17 protein-coding genes and 1 tRNA gene are annotated in these 16,749 nt (G+C 58.5%); 8 read left to right on the top strand and 10 right to left on the bottom strand.

From position 1 onward, the window contains the following. Positions 1 to 11: 11 nt before the first annotated feature. Both ACZ2HM_RS09825 and ACZ2HM_RS09820 read right to left on the bottom strand, forming a co-directional pair. The gene (locus ACZ2HM_RS09825; protein ID WP_010338244.1) at positions 12 to 2,276 is read right to left on the bottom strand and encodes a Mu transposase C-terminal domain-containing protein; all 2,265 of its coding nucleotides are present in this window, start codon (positions 2,274 to 2,276) and stop codon (positions 12 to 14) included. 174 nt (positions 2,277 to 2,450) lie between these two features. Beyond that, the gene (locus tag ACZ2HM_RS09820) at positions 2,451 to 3,251 is read right to left on the bottom strand and encodes a hypothetical protein (protein WP_010338245.1); all 801 of its coding nucleotides are present in this window, start codon (positions 3,249 to 3,251) and stop codon (positions 2,451 to 2,453) included. Positions 3,252 to 3,564: 313 nt separating this feature from the next. Between ACZ2HM_RS09820 and ACZ2HM_RS09815 the strand changes: the two genes are divergently transcribed. Further along, positions 3,565 to 4,746 (top strand): hypothetical protein, encoded by a 1,182-nt coding sequence (locus ACZ2HM_RS09815; protein ID WP_010338246.1) that lies wholly within the window; start codon positions 3,565 to 3,567, stop codon positions 4,744 to 4,746. 30 nt (positions 4,747 to 4,776) lie between these two features. Here the strand turns inward: ACZ2HM_RS09815 and ACZ2HM_RS09810 are convergent, their stop codons facing one another. The 3 genes from ACZ2HM_RS09810 to ACZ2HM_RS09800 all read right to left on the bottom strand — a co-directional run bounded on the left by ACZ2HM_RS09810 (position 4,777) and on the right by ACZ2HM_RS09800 (position 7,585). Continuing rightward, positions 4,777 to 5,529, bottom strand: a complete 753-nt coding sequence (locus ACZ2HM_RS09810) for a hypothetical protein (protein WP_063977167.1) — start codon at positions 5,527 to 5,529, stop codon at positions 4,777 to 4,779. Positions 5,530 to 5,576: 47 nt separating this feature from the next. Next, positions 5,577 to 6,281, bottom strand: coding sequence for a pirin family protein (locus ACZ2HM_RS09805; protein ID WP_470425132.1), 705 nt, complete (start codon positions 6,279 to 6,281; stop codon positions 5,577 to 5,579). A gap of 110 nt (positions 6,282 to 6,391) precedes the next feature. After that, complete coding sequence (locus ACZ2HM_RS09800) at positions 6,392 to 7,585, bottom strand: RNA-guided endonuclease InsQ/TnpB family protein (protein WP_080727058.1); 1,194 nt, start codon at positions 7,583 to 7,585, stop codon at positions 6,392 to 6,394. 95 nt (positions 7,586 to 7,680) lie between these two features. Between ACZ2HM_RS09800 and tnpA the strand changes: the two genes are divergently transcribed. The 4 genes from tnpA (at position 7,681) to ACZ2HM_RS09780 (ending at position 10,365) form a co-directional block, all read left to right on the top strand. Further along, the gene (gene tnpA / locus ACZ2HM_RS09795; protein WP_043151652.1) at positions 7,681 to 8,028 is read left to right on the top strand and encodes an IS66-like element accessory protein TnpA; all 348 of its coding nucleotides are present in this window, start codon (positions 7,681 to 7,683) and stop codon (positions 8,026 to 8,028) included. Then, a complete protein-coding gene (tnpB, locus tag ACZ2HM_RS09790; protein ID WP_031286377.1) occupies positions 8,025 to 8,366 on the top strand; it encodes an IS66 family insertion sequence element accessory protein TnpB in 342 nt (113 codons plus the stop codon). The genes tnpA and tnpB overlap by 4 nt, the downstream gene beginning before the upstream one ends. A 71-nt stretch (positions 8,367 to 8,437) precedes the next feature. Further along, a complete protein-coding gene (tnpC, locus tag ACZ2HM_RS09785; protein ID WP_470425131.1) occupies positions 8,438 to 10,102 on the top strand; it encodes an IS66 family transposase in 1,665 nt (554 codons plus the stop codon). Between the two features lie 17 nt (positions 10,103 to 10,119). Next, positions 10,120 to 10,365, top strand: coding sequence for a hypothetical protein (locus ACZ2HM_RS09780; RefSeq protein WP_470425130.1), 246 nt, complete (start codon positions 10,120 to 10,122; stop codon positions 10,363 to 10,365). Between the two features lie 197 nt (positions 10,366 to 10,562). Here ACZ2HM_RS09780 and ACZ2HM_RS09775 read toward each other — a convergent pair whose 3' ends face one another. The 4 genes from ACZ2HM_RS09775 to ACZ2HM_RS09760 form a co-directional block, all read right to left on the bottom strand. Further along, complete coding sequence (locus ACZ2HM_RS09775; RefSeq protein WP_052076664.1) at positions 10,563 to 11,969, bottom strand: CBASS cGAMP synthase; 1,407 nt, start codon at positions 11,967 to 11,969, stop codon at positions 10,563 to 10,565. A 7-nt stretch (positions 11,970 to 11,976) separates the two neighbouring features. Beyond that, complete coding sequence (locus tag ACZ2HM_RS09770) at positions 11,977 to 12,963, bottom strand: CBASS cGAMP-activated phospholipase (RefSeq protein ID WP_037510693.1); 987 nt, start codon at positions 12,961 to 12,963, stop codon at positions 11,977 to 11,979. Positions 12,964 to 13,060: 97 nt separating this feature from the next. Beyond that, on the bottom strand, positions 13,061 to 14,104 hold the full coding sequence (locus ACZ2HM_RS09765) for a hypothetical protein (protein ID WP_063141247.1): 1,044 nt from the start codon (positions 14,102 to 14,104) through the stop codon (positions 13,061 to 13,063). Between the two features lie 51 nt (positions 14,105 to 14,155). After that, positions 14,156 to 14,566: an ArsR/SmtB family transcription factor gene (locus tag ACZ2HM_RS09760; RefSeq protein WP_470425129.1), complete on the bottom strand. Its 411-nt coding sequence runs from the start codon at positions 14,564 to 14,566 to the stop codon at positions 14,156 to 14,158. A 112-nt stretch (positions 14,567 to 14,678) separates the two neighbouring features. Here ACZ2HM_RS09760 and ACZ2HM_RS09755 point away from each other — a divergent pair, with 112 nt between their 5' ends. Then, positions 14,679 to 15,431, top strand: coding sequence for a hypothetical protein (locus tag ACZ2HM_RS09755; protein WP_234780504.1), 753 nt, complete (start codon positions 14,679 to 14,681; stop codon positions 15,429 to 15,431). 15 nt (positions 15,432 to 15,446) lie between these two features. Beyond that, positions 15,447 to 15,701 carry a hypothetical protein gene (locus ACZ2HM_RS09750; RefSeq protein WP_063141252.1) on the top strand — a complete coding sequence of 85 codons (255 nt, stop codon included), beginning with the start codon at positions 15,447 to 15,449 and terminating at the stop codon, positions 15,699 to 15,701. A gap of 150 nt (positions 15,702 to 15,851) precedes the next feature. Here the strand turns inward: ACZ2HM_RS09750 and ACZ2HM_RS09745 are convergent. Beyond that, positions 15,852 to 15,928: transfer RNA gene (locus ACZ2HM_RS09745), tRNA-Arg, on the bottom strand. A 68-nt stretch (positions 15,929 to 15,996) separates the two neighbouring features. Here ACZ2HM_RS09745 and ACZ2HM_RS09740 point away from each other — a divergent pair. Further along, on the top strand, positions 15,997 to 16,716 hold the full coding sequence (locus tag ACZ2HM_RS09740) for a queuosine precursor transporter (RefSeq protein ID WP_470425128.1): 720 nt from the start codon (positions 15,997 to 15,999) through the stop codon (positions 16,714 to 16,716). Positions 16,717 to 16,749 lie beyond the last annotated feature (33 nt).

Raw genomic sequence — 16,749 nt, 5'->3', positions numbered from 1 at the left:
TCGGGTAGGGGTTAGAAATAGCTGCTGTCGTTCGAGCGCTTTTTGCGTTCACGGCGTGGTTCGGGGTCGGTGGTCGATGCGTCCGGGGTGGGTGGCGGCGCAGGAGCACGCCGGTCGCGCTCTGGCATGTCCTCTGGCGTCGCCTCTCGGGCATTGGCAGCTTTCGCCTTCTGCCGGTTGCTCCGCCGTTTAGATGCGGTAGGGGCAGCTTTCTGTGGAGCGGGGCGACGAGACAGGGTGTCGGCATCGTGCATCTCGTGCTCGATCACGTCTGCATAGATGATCGGGATATCGACCGGCTCGGGGCGCTCGCGCTGCAGGCTGGCGAGTTCACCGGTGATGCTGCGGATGCGCTTGTTTTCGTACAGCTTGGCCAGAAGCTTGCGTTCACGCTCCTTGGCTTCGGGCGTCAGCTGGTCGATGGCGTCGAGAAGCTCGGCGCGGCAGGCGTCACGCCATTCCCGTGAGTTGAAGTCGGCGGCTTCCGCTTTGGCCTTCTCACGGATCTGTTCGTGCATCCACAGGCTGATCGGCTCATCGCTATAGCCGGCCGTTTGGCAGTACAACTCGACGTCCTGATTGGTTTTGCGGTTGATCACCCAAATCTTGCGCAGATCGTATGGGTCATAGCGGAACGACACCGTTGCAGTGGCATTCTTCAGGCGCTGACGCTTGCCTTCCAAAGGGACAAGATCGGCGAGCAGGTCAGGCACGGCTTTGAAATCGCCGAAGCGCAGGCCATTCCACTCGATGCCAGCGTGGGTCAGCCGGTGCGAATTGATCTTGGGGAGGAGGGCCTTCTCGAAGATGCGAGGGTCACGCGGTAGAACGATCCCGTACTGGGCGGTGCCCTGTTTCCAACAGAGCAGAGGCTGTTTCTCGTTCAGGCCGCCATGCGGGGTCGTGTGATAGACCGCGATGGCGAACATGATGAGCGTCTCGAGCTCGTCGAGCGTCAACACGGCATCCACGGCGGGGTCGTAATCATACTCGCGGGAGAGGGCGATCGGCAGATGGGCGCCGGCCACCTTCGATGACACGTAATTGTGGATGGTGAGGAAGATGCGCTCAACAAGGGCTCGTTCGCGCGGCTTTTTACGACCACTGATGCGGACCGTTGCACCGGTCGCCTTGCTCATGCTCTCCATGTCGTGGCTGCGGAATTCCATGCCGCCATCCACATGATATGTGCTGCACAGGCCGCAGACGTCCTGGGCTTCAGGGTGCTTGTTCTTGATGATCGGCGGTACGATCTTGGGCAGAACAGACCGGCGAAGCAACTCCGACACGGTGGCGTATGATGGAGCATTGAAGGACAGCATGTGCGAGAGCACGACCCTGCTGAACCCATCAACAAGTGCGGAGAAAGTGGGGCGGCCCAGGATGATGGCGCGTTCCACGTCGATGACGAGGAGAGCGGGTATGGGTGTGTGATCCATAAGCCCGAATTCCAGAGGACGCTCCGCCTCATGGCCTTTCCCTGCGCCACGCCACCGAGAGTAGGCCGCCTGCTTGCCGTGGCGGGCCGCAACCGTCTGTTCGCACTCCAGCTTTTTGATATCGCGATATGTGGTGCTCATGCTCACCGGGAGGAGCGGCTCTGTAGGCATCTCGTATTCGAGCGAAGTGCCATCGTTGACGCGGCTAATCTCGGCGTTGGTCAGCACATTGATATCGGTGACGCTCTTCTTCGACACATAGTAGGTCAAAGCCAGGCGCTGGCGGATTTCCATGCGGATGCCATCTTCATCATAGCAATGGTGCCCCTGGGCGCTTGTGGCCTCACGAGCATCGCGGTCGCCGACTTTACCGCGCTCCCGCATCCAGCGTTTCACGGTGTGCGGATTGGGTGCCTCGCCATATTTGGCGTGCAACTCGGGGGTCCAGTGCTCGGCAAATCCTGCAGAGATTGCCTTCACGCCGGTCATTACGCCGTTCCGGTCGAGCAGCCGTAACGTTGCCAGCCGAAGTGCGCTTTCGGGATCGAGCTCCTCACATTCGGCGGGCGTGAGATGTGATTCAGCGATCTTGTTCTTGGCCGGCGACTGCCCACGGTCTGCCATCTGGAAGAATTGACCGTTCTGAAGCAGCTCTCGAAAGCGCTCCTGGTCCATTGGACGGACGACGCCGGCGTCATCGAGATATTCGACGGGCTTGCCTGTGGCAGCATGTTCGAAGTTCAGGCGGGTGCCATATCCGTGTGATGTAAAAACACAGGGTTGACCTTCGATACTGTATAGCTGATTGCGTTTGAGCTTATAGGGGAAGTAATTCACGTATCTCTCCCGAGATTTGGGCATTCTGAGGGCGCGCAAAATCCATCAGCAGTAGATATTTCTACGCTGCGAATGGCATTGCTTCTGTTGTGATGGGTGCCTGCGGGTTCGTCAGGTAGTTATGATTTCACTCTAGGTCATGGTTGAATCCTTCCTGGGGTATTTGATCTATGATCAGATGAAGCTGACAGGCATCTCATCGATGAAAGGCTGCGTGAGATCGATCGACACGATGCGCCTCACCAGCATGGCGAAAGTGATTGCCCGCCCTTGGACAAAATTTCCGGGCGCCATCAGCTCAGCGAATTCGCCCAACTGCATGTCATCGCCTTTGCTGCGGAGGCTTTCGACGAGCCGCTTCTGCGACGATGAGATGGCCGTGCGGCGCATCGAGCTGGCGAGGCGTACGTTGAAGCGGTGGCGGCTATTCTCGAAAATTTCGGAACCGAAGGTGATACGGAATTCGTGGCCTACCCGGCGGCAAATCTCTGCGACGCCGGCAAGCTTCAGCCGATATTCCGGATCTCGGAGGTCTGCATCGTCGCCTTTGACCTCGACAACCGCCAGGCGGCCATCGGCGTCCAATATGTCGACGTCGCTTGTGTACCGCTCCTTCTTCCTCAGGATGAATTCGAAGCGGCGAGCCTCTGATTGGTAGTGGACGACATTGGGGTCCGTCTCGCACCGCTCGATCAGTGCAAGCTGATGCAGGCTCTCATAATGCTGTGTGCGGCCGACCTTCACGGAAGGGTACCAGCCACTCGCATGGTGCGTTCCGCCAGAGACTGTTCGGAGCGATCCATTGTCGTTGGCGACCACAATGCGAGCCATGGTGTTGACCAGGCTGTTGTGCTTCCTCAGCAAGGTTTCGGCGCGCAACCGGCCAGCGGAAGGTTCGTATGACGGGTTGCGCAGCATGAGGTTGATAGCGGCGCGAACGTCGATCTCAGCCAGTTCTTCATATGCGTCAGTCATGCCAGAACGTCCAACCGCGACGGTTGCTGTTGGGCCATTTGGAGCGAGAACGACTCCACGTCTTAACGCGCTGCTGTCGTTCAAAATGTCGAATGATCTCGATCAGATACTCTGTATAAACGATTGAAACGAGGTTGTTTTGATCTGCACTTCGCGGTTTAGTCGTCATCGCACTGTCTCCATGTTGGTCACGATACTGTGCATTTAGGAACGCTAAAATGACCGTGATGGCAACAGGAATGTGGTTTCAACTGCACAGTATCGTGACCAACTCACTTGACGATGCGTGCCTTACTGTTCTAATAAGTCATGGATGAACAGTAAGAAAAACGGCACGCGCGACGTTGGTTCGGACCGGTCGGCCCTCGAAACTGACGAGGAGTTGGTCAAACGGCATGCCGCTTCAGGCTTTTCTGGCGAATCAGAGTACGCCCTGTTCCTGTCTCTGGATGATTCTAAGCGGGAGGCGGTGATCGCCAGACTGAGGACGATGGACCTCTATCTTCGCGACGATGACCCCATGCCCGTGGGCGACGCGTGCAGCGCGCTCGATATGGAGCAGCGCAATTTTTACCGACTGCTGAAGAAGCTGAAGGATCTGGGCCCAACACGAGGTCTGTCACCGAGCTTCCGGGTGAAGGCTGTCGCGGCACCAGCACAGAAAGGCTTCGCACCCGTTGCCGAGCGTGCGCTGCGCTGGAAACTGCAGCATGAGCCCGCGGCTTCGCCCGCGTCGATCATACGCTGGATATTTGAATCCTGCGCGGACGCGGGCGAGGCGCCTCCGTCCGCATCCTCGATCCAGCGACGCATAAAGGTACTCCGCCGGGAAGGTGTCGCAGAGCCGGCGGCTGGGGCTGCTGGTCTTCAGATCCTGGTGGACCAGACCGCAGTCGATGTGATGGTTCAGATCAACGGCCGGGTGGAATTGGCTACGGCGACGTTCATTCTTGATACGGGCTCAAGGATGATCCTTGGATTGGGGGTGGGCGATCCGCTAATTCCGGAAGACGGGCTCATGCGCGCTACCCGCAATATGGACGACGACCTCATGCGCCATCTGGTGCAACATACGCAGGTGCATTTTGATCGAGTGGAGTCGATCGACTTTATCGCGCCTCCAGGAGGAGCGCGGCAGAGCAAGCAGTTACAGAAGCGCTTTCGGGTCTTCAACCGCCGAGTGTCGTTCGACATCCATGCAGGCGGGAAGTGGCGTCACGGCACGCAGCTGGTCCGCTACCTGGGCGACACGCTGGGGCCGTATCAGTTCAAACCGCGATTTACGGAGGAGGGGGCTCCTCTCAGCAACTCGATCAGCGAGGGGATTGAGCAAGAGGTTCTCGAGCGGGCGCTGCTCGTGGAGGCGATGCGCTGGAACGAAAGCCAGTGGCAGCAGGCGGAGCCGACGGTCGAGAAGTCTCAGCGTATGCGTGAAGAGCGTGCGAGTGCGATAACTGCCCTTTTCCGCGATGTGGTGATGCGGCCGGAGTTCTAGTCGGAACCAAGCAACACGATCGTTGCGATGTTATGAGATGTCGATTTCCACCAGATACGCCGGAACAGTGCGTTTCAACGTTTCATAGCAAGGCCCAACCTTATAGGCTGTCACGTCAGCAATGTGGGTTTCGCGGGTTAAGGTCAGCTGTGCGCCGGTGGCGAAAACGACTTCCTTCTCGTTGCCGTGGTCTCCATCCCTACTGTAAGCGTAGGCTTTGGTTTGTGGCTGGATGACGTGGACGACCATCAGGTCCATCCGGCCAGCGTCATAAGCTTTGCTTTTCCACTCTGCATTCTTGCGTGCCACTTGCGGGCAGAAGGATGTGGAGAATGGGCGGGTTGTCGTGAAAGTTTGTACGCCGAGCGGCCATAAGCCACCGTGGAACAAGAATTGTCCATTTGGCATCGTCACCCCGATAGCTTTGATCGCGCTATCCGCCGCAGATAAGTCGGCCTCTGAGAACTCAGCCTGATAAGCACTTAGGGCTTGAGGCACGTTTGACGGCATCAGGTTGCGGAGATCGCGATATTCAGAGCTTGCTGACAGCGCTTTGTCTATGTGACGCTCGAGCGCGTTATCTGCACCCTCACGAAGCATGCGCGCCGCGGCCTGGACATGGTTCGAGACTTCCTCAAGCAGCTTGTCTTTCGTGGTGAAGGATTCGGCTAACGAATAACCCTTTTGGCAAAGGGATAGCGCTTCTTCATCGGTGGACTGGCGGTAACTCCATGCTTCGTATGGGGTGGAAAATACGTTCACAACCCGAGCGATCTGATTCATTTGGCTTGGTCATCCACCCTGTGAGGTTTTCTTAAAGCGATCAGCCCTCAGGCTTCAGAAAGCTCTATGAGGAGCACTTCCGCGTCTCCGACGCCGACTATGGTTATGACTTCAACATCGTTGATGAGAATTCCGTCGTTGCGGTTGGCGACAACATCACCGACCTGAACAGCGCCGGTGAGCGGCACGACATAGCCGAAATTGCCTGCTTCAAATCGGTAATCCGCAGTGCCACTGTCGGTCAGCACAATGCGCGAGAGGCGGGCATTGGCTCGCATTGGCAGTGAATTGCCTTCATTGTCGAACCCGCTGGCCAATGTAACGAACTGCCCCGGCTCACCATCATCAGCGAACCCATTCGTGAAGGAAAATGGCTCGCCAGCCTGATGGTTGGGCATCAGCCAGATCTGGACAAATTCGACTGGTTCAGCTTCGTCTGGATTGCCGCGCCTGATAAAGACACCAGTTCCAGCTGACATGATCTGACAATTGCCTGCCTGGAGCATCCCGACATTGCCCAGGTTATCTTCGTGATAGAGGAACCCACTGGTGACGTAGGTCAGTATCTCGGTATCGGCATGCGGAGTTTGCGGCAGGGCAGCGCGGGGAGAGATCGTCTCGTGGTTCCACATGATCATATCGCCCCACTGCATCGGATGTCCGCCGCAGCTCTCAGGCCCGAAATGCTGAAGGCTTTGGAAATGATCCAAACGGAAGCTGCCGAAGTCGCGGGAGGGGCGTAAGGTGATCATCAGGGTTCCAGTGCGAATATGAATGGCTAAAGCGGGTTTGAAAAAAACCAAACTGGCTTTGGACAGGCAGTTGCTATGCAAACGCGCTGCATTTCCGGGTGGACGCGCAGCTAGACGCTGGCGTTGGGCAAAACCTTGCCCACCCTGCGACCCAAAGCGGCCGCATGCGCGGAGAGACCGCGCGCAAGGATGTTGATTGCGTTGTTGGTGCCTCGTGGGACATCGGCGCCGCAGGCACAGATGTGCCGGTCAGCATCGTTACTTTCAGAGGTTGGTGATCCGCATGCATTGCACGTTTGCGTAATGTGTCTCGGATCGACAACGACGACTTTGCCACCAGCTTTTTCAGCTTTGTAGCGGATCATCTCAAGAAGGCGCTTTGGTCTTGGCTCGGCCAACACCTGACCGTTTTCTCGTATCGCGATTGCGCCAACGCCGTCTGATGGGCGTCGTGTGCGTGTTGGTCGGGGAAATTGTTTGAGCGCGAGATCTTCGACCACGATCGTTTCAAATCGATTAGTGATCGCCGCCGAGATCTGATGCAGCCGCGTGGAACGGAGGTTTATCACCCGTTGACTGGCGCGGTCTTGGCGTTCGCGCAGCTTTTTACTTCGGCGGGAGTCTTTCTGGCATCTTGCCAGTGCCCGGTAGGCCCGACGCAACGCGGAACTCTGAGTGGTCTTACGGGGTGTGTCGTCGAAGAGAGAGCTATCTGACAGCGATGCTAGTTGCTCTATGCCGAGATCGAGGCCGCATGCGCTACCGGGTTTCTTATGCTCTTGATCGCCGACTTTGCAATCAATCAGGATGGCAACATGCCATTGGCGGGCTCTGCGGGTGAAGGTGAGTCTGGCGAGGCGAGCGTCAGCCGGCAAAGGGCGATGCATGCGCATGCGCAATTTCCCGACGATGCCATCGACCGTTAGGTAGCCGTCGGCAATAACACATCCTCGTACGCCGTGGACGCCAAAACTGCGCCAACGCTCTTCGGAGCGGAAGCGCGGGAACCCGGCGTTGGGGTTGGCCGTCAGGCGATCGCGATACCTCGTCATTGCGGTATCGACGCAGCGCAAGGTCCAGTTGTTAATGCCCCAGGGCAGGGCAGTATGCTGGCGGTTGGCCATTCTATACGCAGGGAGAGACTTGGTATCGTCTTCGTATGTGAGATGGACGCCGCGCTGAAAGGCTGCACGCCGATTTTGGAGCGCGTCGTTGTATAAATTTCGCTGCAGCTGCAGGATCGACGCCAGGCGCGCATGTTGCGCCCGGCTTGGCTCGATCGGAAATTTATACTGCAAGAACATGCGCTTGCATCGTATCCATCCGGCGGCGCCCGCCTTGTCGTGAGGTAGTGGACTGCTCTTAAGCATGCTCTCGAGAGTAGGCTTAGGAGCGGTTCATGGGGCACATAACGGTAATGACCGGGCCGGAACGGCGGCGGCGTTGGAGCGACGAGGAACGGCTGCAGATTTTGGCGGAAGCCTTTGCGCCGGGATCCAGCGTTTCGGCCGTGGCGCGACGGCACGACATTTCCACGGCGCGGATCTACACATGGCGCAGCAAGCTGCGACAACCGCCCGCCCTGACCGAGTTCGCCGAGGCGGTGGTAGACGATGGCACCCAGCAAGGCGGGCAACAGGCCGGGATGCCGGTGATCATCATCGATCTCGGCGCCAAGGGACGCGTGAACGTATCAGCTGCGGCATCACCTGCATTGGTGTCGGCGGCGCTGAAGGCCTTGCGATGATCCCAGCAGGCGCACGGGTGTGGATCGCAATGGGCCATACCGATATGCGTCGCGGCATGCAGAGCCTCGCGGCGATGGTACAGCAGAGTTTTTCGCGAGACCCATTTGCCGGCGATCTTTGGGTCTTTCGCGGGCGTAACGGGTCGCTGGTGAAGATAATCTGGCACGACGGTCTCGGGATGTCGCTTTATTCGAAGCGGTTGGAACGAGGGAAGTTTATTTGGCCCTCCGCGAAGGACGGCGTAGTGTCGCTGACGAGCTCACAGCTGGCCTGTTTGCTCGACGGCGTGGACTGGCGGAACCCGCAATATAGCTGGCGCCCGCAGAGCGCGGGATAGGCGCAGACTTTCTTCGTCGAGGCCGCATTTTCCGCTTTAACCGGGCGGTTTTCTATGATTCCATCCTGGTTGTGGACGCCGCCGTTTCGCCCCTGCCTGACGACATTGAAGTGCTCAAGGCGCTGGTCCGGCTCAGCACGCAACGCGCCGATGCGGCCGAACAGCGCGCCACCAGCGCCGAGGCCGAACTGGCCAATGCCCGTGCCCGGGAGAGCGCCACCGAGGCATTGATCTCGCACTACAAGTTGCAGATCGCCAAGCTCAGGCGCGAGCAATACGGCCCCAGCGCCGAACGCACCCGCCGGCTTCTTGCGCAGATGGAGTTTGAGCTCGAAGATTTGGAGGCCGACGCCGCCGAAGACGATCTGGCCGCCGAGACCGCCGCGACAAAGGCGACGAACGTCACCGCCTTCGAGCGCAAGAGGCCGGTCAGAAAGCCGTTCCCCGACCATTTGCCCCGCGACCGCGTCGTCGTTCCGGCGCCCTGTTCCTGTCCGGCCTGTGGCGGCATGCGCCTGTCGAAGCTGGGCGAGGATGTAACCGAGACGCTGGAGGTGATCCCGCGTACCTGGAAGGTCATCCAGACCGTACGCGAGAAGTTCTCCTGCCGTGACTGCGAGAAGATCACGCAGCCGCCCGCGCCATTCCATGTCGTGCCGCGTGGCTGGGCAGGCCCAAGCTTCCTCGCCATGCTGCTGTTCGAGAAGTATGGCCAGCACCAGCCTCTCAACCGCCAGGCGGAGCGGTTCACCCGCGAAGGCGTGCCGCTGAGCGTCTCCACGCTTGCCGATCAGGTCGGTGCAGCTTCCTTCGCCCTGATGCCCATCTTCCGATTGATCGAGGCCTATGTCTTTGCCGCCGAACGTGTGCATGGCGACGACACCACCGTGCCAGTCATGGCCAAGGGCAAGACCGATACCGGTCGATTATGGGATTATGTCCGGGATGACCGCCCATTCGGCGGCGCCGATCCGCCGGCGGTCGTTTTCTATTATTCGCGCGACCGGCGCGGCGAACATCCCCAGGCGCATCTCGCGTCCTGGTCCGGGATTCTGCAGGCAGATGCCTATGCGGGCTATTTCGAGCTGTACGCTCCCGACCGCCAGCCTGGTCTCATCCTGGAGGCAGGATGCTTTGCTCACGCGCGCAGGAAGTTCTTCGAACTTGCTGACGTCGAGGGCGCTGCGCGCAAGAAGAGCCGCGGCGAGCGGACTGGCCCCATCTATCCGATTGCGCTGGAGGCGGTGCAGAAGCTGGACGCCCTGTTCGACGTTGAGCGCGGTGTCAACGGCAAGACACCAGCGGAGCGGCTTGCCGCACGTCAGGAGTTGAGCGCGCCGCTGATCGCCGAACTGCACGACTGGTTGAACGCCCAACTCGCCAAGCTGTCGCGTAACCATGATCTCGCCAAGGCCATCAACTATATGCTCCGGCGCTGGGACGCCTTCACCCGCTTCCTCATCGATGGCAGGGTATGCCTCACGAACAACGCAGCGGAACGGGCGCTGCGCTGTGTGCCACTCGGGCGGAAAGCATGGCTATTTTGCGGCTCCGATCGCGGCGGTCAGCGCGCCGCCATCATGTTTTCACTCATTCAGAGCTGTCGCCTCAACGACGTCGATCCCCAGGCTTGGCTCGCTGACGTCCTCGCCCGCATCGCCGGTCATCCGGCTAATCGGCTTGGCGATCTACTCCCATGGAATTGGAAACCAACAGCGTTGAAGCTGGAGCCGTGATCTCATAGCATCACGGCATGGAATTTGGCCCGCAACCCGAACTGATTGAATCCTCTCTCTGCCGGTCCATCGAACAGGCGGGCATACGGCTGACCATCAACATCGTGCGGCTCGCCACCGAGCGCGGTTGGTCCCTCGAGGTCGTCAACGAGCACGGCACCTCGACGGTCTGGGACAATCTATTCCCCACCGACCGCGATGCCGATGCTGCATTCCGCGATGTGCTCGCTCAAGAAGGCGTCGAGGCCTTCCTCGGCAAGTAAGATGCCAAATCCTGCAGCGAACCGTCAGTAGCTGCGGTCCTCACCGGATGCATACCTTGCATCTGACGTGCAAAAGTTAACGCAAGGTGGATTTTCAAAGATCAATCGAACGGCATGACGGTGGGGATCCATTCGGACAGAATGATGAGATGCCTACTGTTGGATCGAATTCTGTGATCTGCGGGTGCGCGAAATCTTCAGCGTCGGAAGCGTCGCTTCGCCGGTAATTGCCGGGCAGCCAACGCTGTGCCGCGGACGTTGATCTCGATGCGCCTGCGGCCGATAATCCGACCCCACTGGTAGACGGTGAGATCCATTGCGTGGTTGCCATTATACGCTGAATGCTCGGATACTTCGTAACCATCGCCTGAGCAGTGTCCAATATCATTCTTGGTCCACGCTTCATGTCCGCGGTTCCTAACCGTCCATCGTACCGAAGCGCCCACTGGGAGCGAGGCTGCGTTGACCAATGTAAAGTCGATGGAGCAGTCTTTCAGGATCGTGGGAAGCTCGTTCACCCCGAAGCGCTCGTAATTCTCATTGTTTTGGGACCAAGCCCGAACGTGAATTTCGGGGTCGAAGCTGTAAGCGACCAAAGCGTGATTTTTTGCAATATCGCTGCGTGCTGCAGTGGTGGCGTTTGCTTCACCCTCAACATCCTCCGGCATAGGGAAGAAATGCTCAAAGGCCTCCGTCCAGATCTCGGCCGCCGTCGCCTCGCTGGTCGCAGCGTTCGCTCGGCGCGCGGTGTCTTCGAACTCGCGGAGGCGTTCGCGGAGATTGTCGTTTGCGTCGTCAGAAAGACGGTTCAAATTTTCTTGGGTATCGATCGGGTTTTCGACCTCAGTATCGTCATCAAGGCGATCTGCGATGATCGTGATAATTTCCGCGAGGACGTCGTCGTCGTCTCTGGTCTCTGAAAGATCAATCCCATCCAGAGCTTCGGCGACCAGAACCGTAAGTGTGATCGATGAAGGTCGGCTTGCCTCGTCTTCGATCTTCAACGCTGCCCACATCTTGAAATAGCAAACGAGTCGACGCAGCTGAGCCCGAATGGCTTTGTCGTCGTGGAGATCCTTGAACCACACATAGATCGCCTTGGGGTCGCTTGCCTCCCAGCCTTTGGTCTCTGTTGCCAGCGCGCGCCGGTCCTTGGCACGATCAAGGTGATAGCAGGGCACATCGATGTGAAAGTCGGGATTGAAGGCAATGCGGCAGCATCGCTCTTTGGGCTCTTCGACCCCTGAGGCGTCGTTGTCCTCGTCGTCTGCATAATCGAGGAGAGCGTTCTGGATCAGCTCTTTGAAACCTTCAGGATCATAGTCGCCGTCATCGTCAGAGCCGGCCCATTCGAAATATAGTCCGAGGTCTATGTCGAACTGGGCGCCCGTCGTCCACGGCCTGATCTGAGTGTCGAATTTGTAGGAACCCTGCAGCCAGGTGCTGATCGGATAGCCGGTGTCGTCTTTCATTCTGGATTTCAGAAAGTCGGCAAGGTCATTCCAGCGGGCTTGTTGAGTCGCGAACTGATCGGTTGATGGGGTGATGCGCTCGTAAAGCGTCTGATCGGACTTCGAATGAAAGAGGCGTGCAGCAGTGGACATCGGACACTCAAAGCTTAGCGTTGACGAAAGCGAATGGCGGGGCCTCGTGTGACAGCAGTTGCCGGAGGCGAGGGTCGGCTGACACCTCGGCAAACGAGCCCTTGGCGATGGAAAGTAAATTGCTGATGGCGCTGGGGGTGGCGGCATCCAAGGCAAGTTCTTGCCGTTGTTCATCTGCCTGTCGACGGTCAATCCGTAGGTAACGATCTTTCAGCAAATGCTTCATCATGTCATCGGCCAACGCCTGTTGTGATCCGATCATCACATCGGTCAGGCGCTGGTTTTTCATCCAACCCATCACCCCCATGTTGGGATTGAGCGAACTGGACATGGCGAAGTCTGTGGTAGTGGTGCCGACGCTTAAGACTGAGATGTCGTCACGGTTAATGCCCAGAAACATGTCGGCCTCATGAAGGGCGATCATATCGGGTGAGTTGGCGAACATCCCTCCGTCCGAAAACAACTCGTCGCCGATCCGATGTGCAGGGAAATAGGTCGGCGCTGCCGAGGTAGCCAATGCGACGTCTACGACCTTCAACTGCCAATCGAGGACAAATCGCTTGTGATGTCCTGTCTTGAATACCTTAGGTCCGCCCTTGGTAAGGCTGACAGAAGGGATGACCGTCGGCCGGGCGAGGTCCGACATCAACGTTTGGGGACCGACGATTTCTTCGATCGTCTCGCGCAGCGCGTCCTGCTTGTAGAGAGGGGCAGGCAAATTTCTGGTGAAACGGATCAACCAAGCCAGTTTGGAGTTCGCTGGCGCGCGAGGGAAAATTTTAGGACCGTGCTCGATGAAGGCATCACGGATTTCAGTGGCACTCTTCCCAGCTGAAAGACCCAGAGCAATAATGCCGCCAATCGACGTGCCGGCGAACATATCGAAGCACTCGTTCAGGCGCTTGCCCGAACGCTGTTCTAGTTCTGCAAGAACTGCGGCGGTGTAGAGGCCCAGAAAGCCTCCTCCCGACAAGGATAGGATTTGAAACGCCAAGCGACACCCCCTCTTGCAAGTTAGAGAGGCGCCTCGAAGTTTCAAGCTAAGCTATCATGATAAAAGAATGCACCTGGGCGGGCACATGACCAATGGCCTATCTACTTGCGTGGAGAGATGGGGGATAGGCGTTTCCAATCGGCGTCGCTTTGGCTGGCCCCTTGGTAATCGCTTGGACCGCTGCCGCGGCTGATACGGCAGGCTCGGCCTCTCGATTGATCTGCAGGCCAGCGTGATAGCGCTCCAGAAGCAGAGCGACGGCTGGACGCACGACAGGCAGAGGCAGAGTTTCGCGAATTGCGAATGGGATGGAAGGATTGCGGCGCGGATTGAGAGGCACGCGGCCGAGCTTGGTGCCGAACATGGCAGTGAGGGCCAATCCTGGCCGACGAGAATCCACCTGAACGTCTGACTTGGCGATGCCGATCGAGCGCAACTGGGCTTTCGTGCGTAGGTCATCGACAGGAGCGTTGCGGTATATTGCCAAAGACGCGCGTGCGGGTGATGCGGAACTCATCTGTTCAGCGGCCTCGGTGACCAACTGGAGGATGTCGTCGGCAGTTGGCCTATCTGCAGTCACCACATGGGCAAGAGCGATACCACGGCTGACGTCGATGAACGCGGTGAGGACAGCGTGATAGGGGATGTCATCAGGGCCATCGACCGCCACATCGAGTGGCGACATATCGATGGCGTAATCGGTATTCATGCCGGTGTAGGACGCGATATCGGTCACTTCCATGGGCAGATTGAGTCTCGTGCGGACTGCCCGTTTGCTTGGTGGACTTATTTTACGCTTCTCGCACAAGGCTTCGGCGGCAGCCTGGATCGCCCCTGGCCGAGCGCCCGGGCCGGCGTGCGCGATGGCTTCTTCGAGAGCTGCTCTCGTTTCAGCAGGAAGCTGGCGGGGGTAGTTGGACAGAACCTGATCGTTCAGCTGGAGCGAGTCCTTGTACGCCCGAATGATCTTGAAGAAGTTGCGCTCCTTATACCCCAGCCGAGTGGCGGCAGCGGTAACAGCTGCTGCCATTCGCCGACCGCCCTTCCTGGGGAGCTCTTCAACTTCCAGAGCGCGCCGATAAGCTTCCGGCCACTGCTGAGGCGTGAAGGTCACCATGTAGTGGGCAATGCGATCTTCCATTTTTCTTCACTCCTGAGTTTCGAGGAGCGAAGCTGAGCGTATTCAGAAAATTCAGGGCGTCACTGAGGCCAGACCATTGATGTATGTGCTGATGGACGACGCTGCGGCTGTATCAGCCCGATAGATCACCTGTTTTCCCGCACGGCGTGAGGAGACCAGGTGGGCACGCGATAGAATTCCCAGGTGGGAAGATAGCGTGTTTGCAGCGACATTGAGGTGGCGCGCGATTTCTCCCGCCGGCAGGCCTTCAGGCGCCCGGGCGAGGAGGCGGTAGATATCATGCCGAGTCGGTTGCCCCAGCGCAGCCAGGGCCTCGACCATTGCTGATGAGTCCATGGACCAGACTATCAGCGATCCATCCCAACCGGTCAAACGGTTAGTGACGGACAGATCCGTCAGCCAAACCAACAATGTACCGGCCGATGTCCGTTTCGACGTCCGTTGAAACAGCAAATCGGACACCGTTCAATTCTACAATTCCAGAATCATTGAAATGAATGTACAAGTCTGCAAGTGGAGCAAGCGACTCGCGCAGGCTTCTTCTGAAAAGGATGGTGACAGAAAGGGTATCGCAATGCTGACGCATGAGATGTACGAACAGAGAATAGCTGCACGGACCCAGCGCTCAGCGCTGGATTACTTTACCACTTCAGCTCTGTTGGGACGCCCTGATCCGCTAGCCAGCGATAGCCCCGACGATGTGTCATTCGATTTGACCTACAAGATGGTCGATCGCCTCGTGATCGCGGCCGTTGAAACCGGCGCTCGGTTTGAGCGTGACAGCTTGCCGTCCGATCCATTGGCCTGGCTGTATAGCCCGCAGCCTCCGTTTGACGGGGCGCGACCGCTGGAAGCGTGTTTGACAGCGCCGGGGTTGATGAGGTGCATCATGTTCCACTCGCTCGATCTGGAACTGGGCATGCCAAGTGATCTGGTCGATCAAATCCTCCGTCGTGACGCGGGCATGACCGGAGAGACGGTGGCCGGGGGGCTCTGGAATACCGGCAGGGACCGGGACAGTGTCGAACATGGTCGGACGCTTTACACCGCGACGATCGTCGATGTGCAGGTGAGCCAAATCCATCATGTCTACCATGCGATGATGGCCTGCGATCTCGCTGAGGCGAGAGGATTGCTCAGACTTCGTTATGGAAGACAGTTGGCGGACCAGGCTGAGGTCCGCAGAGGGTACGACGCGAGCAACCCGCTGGCGGTCTCTATGGTGTCGGACGCGATGGGGGCGATCTTGGCGATGGTAGCCAGCAATCCTCAAAGTGCGTTGGCTGAAGGGCTGGACCTGCAGCTCGAGTCTAGGTTCGCGCCGTAGAGAGGCGCGCAGGCCATGATGGTCGTCACGATCACAATCTGGCCGGGTGGCGATGAGGCAGCGGCTTTCGATATCGCTCAGATGAAGATCGAGAACGAGAGTAGGCTGGCGGACGTCAGCGACTATACCGCCCGCATCGTCCAGCGGGAGAATTCCCGGATAGGAGTGCTAGGGATGGATACCTGGGTGGGAATATCATCGCATCCGCGCCGGGATGGACCTTGGGCATTGCTCAAGCGGATACTCGATCGCCTCGATTTGCCATCCTGAATGGACGTTCCTAATTCCTCGCTGACGGCGAAAACCCCTACTTCGCTACACCCTCTAAGAACCGGAATGGCCGAAATTGGCCATTCTTGCAGCTCAGAGGATCACGAAAATGAAGTAAAGGAGCAGTCTTACTGACAACCGAAAGGTGGATGGTGACCCCGGCGTGACTCGAACACGCAACATCCCGCTTAGAAGGCGGGTGCTCTATCCAGTTGAGCTACGGGGCCTTGGGCAGGCTCGATAGCGACGCCGGGGACAGCTTGCAATCACCCGACTGTGCGATATGCAGGACGTCATGAACGACGGGGCAGTTCACAGGGTCGATGCGGGCGCGCTGGGTGCGCGGCCGCTACGCTATTATGATTTCGTGATGGCGGCCTTCGTCGCGATCCTGCTGCTATCCAACCTGATCGGCGCGGCCAAATTGTCGAGCCTGGGTGGCTTCACCTTCGGCGCTGGCATCCTCTTCTTCCCGCTCGGCTATGTGATCGGCGACGTGCTGACCGAAGTCTATGGCTATGCCCGCGCGCGCCGCTGCGTCTGGGCGGGCTTTGCCGCCATGCTGTTCATGGCGGTGATGAGCTGGGTCGTGGTCGCGCTGCCGCCTGCCGAAGGCTGGGCGGGCCAGGCATCATATGAAGCCGTGTTCGGCAGCACCTGGCGCATCGTCTTTGCTTCGCTCATCGCTTTCTGGGCGGGCGAACTGGCCAACAGCTTCGTCCTCGCCCGCATGAAATTGCTGACGCAGGGCAAGCATTTGTGGATGCGGACGATCGGATCGACGATCGTGGGGCAGGGCGTGGACAGTCTGCTCTTCTATCCGCTCGCCTTCTACGGCAACTGGACCCAAACGCAGGTGCTGACCGTCATGGTCACCAATTGGGCGATGAAGGTCGGTTGGGAAGCGCTGCTGACGCCTGTCACTTATGTCGTCGTCAATGCTCTCAAGCGGCGCGAAGGGCTGGACGTATATGACGCAGGCACCAACTTCACCCCATTCCGTGCGCGGCTCTGATTTCTTTCGTCCAGCGAGCATGAGATAAGGCCC

This window comes from Sphingobium sp. KKT206 (assembly GCF_055640555.1).
Note: the sequence above shows the minus strand (reverse complement) of the source record. Positions and strands in the feature narration are given on the sequence as shown.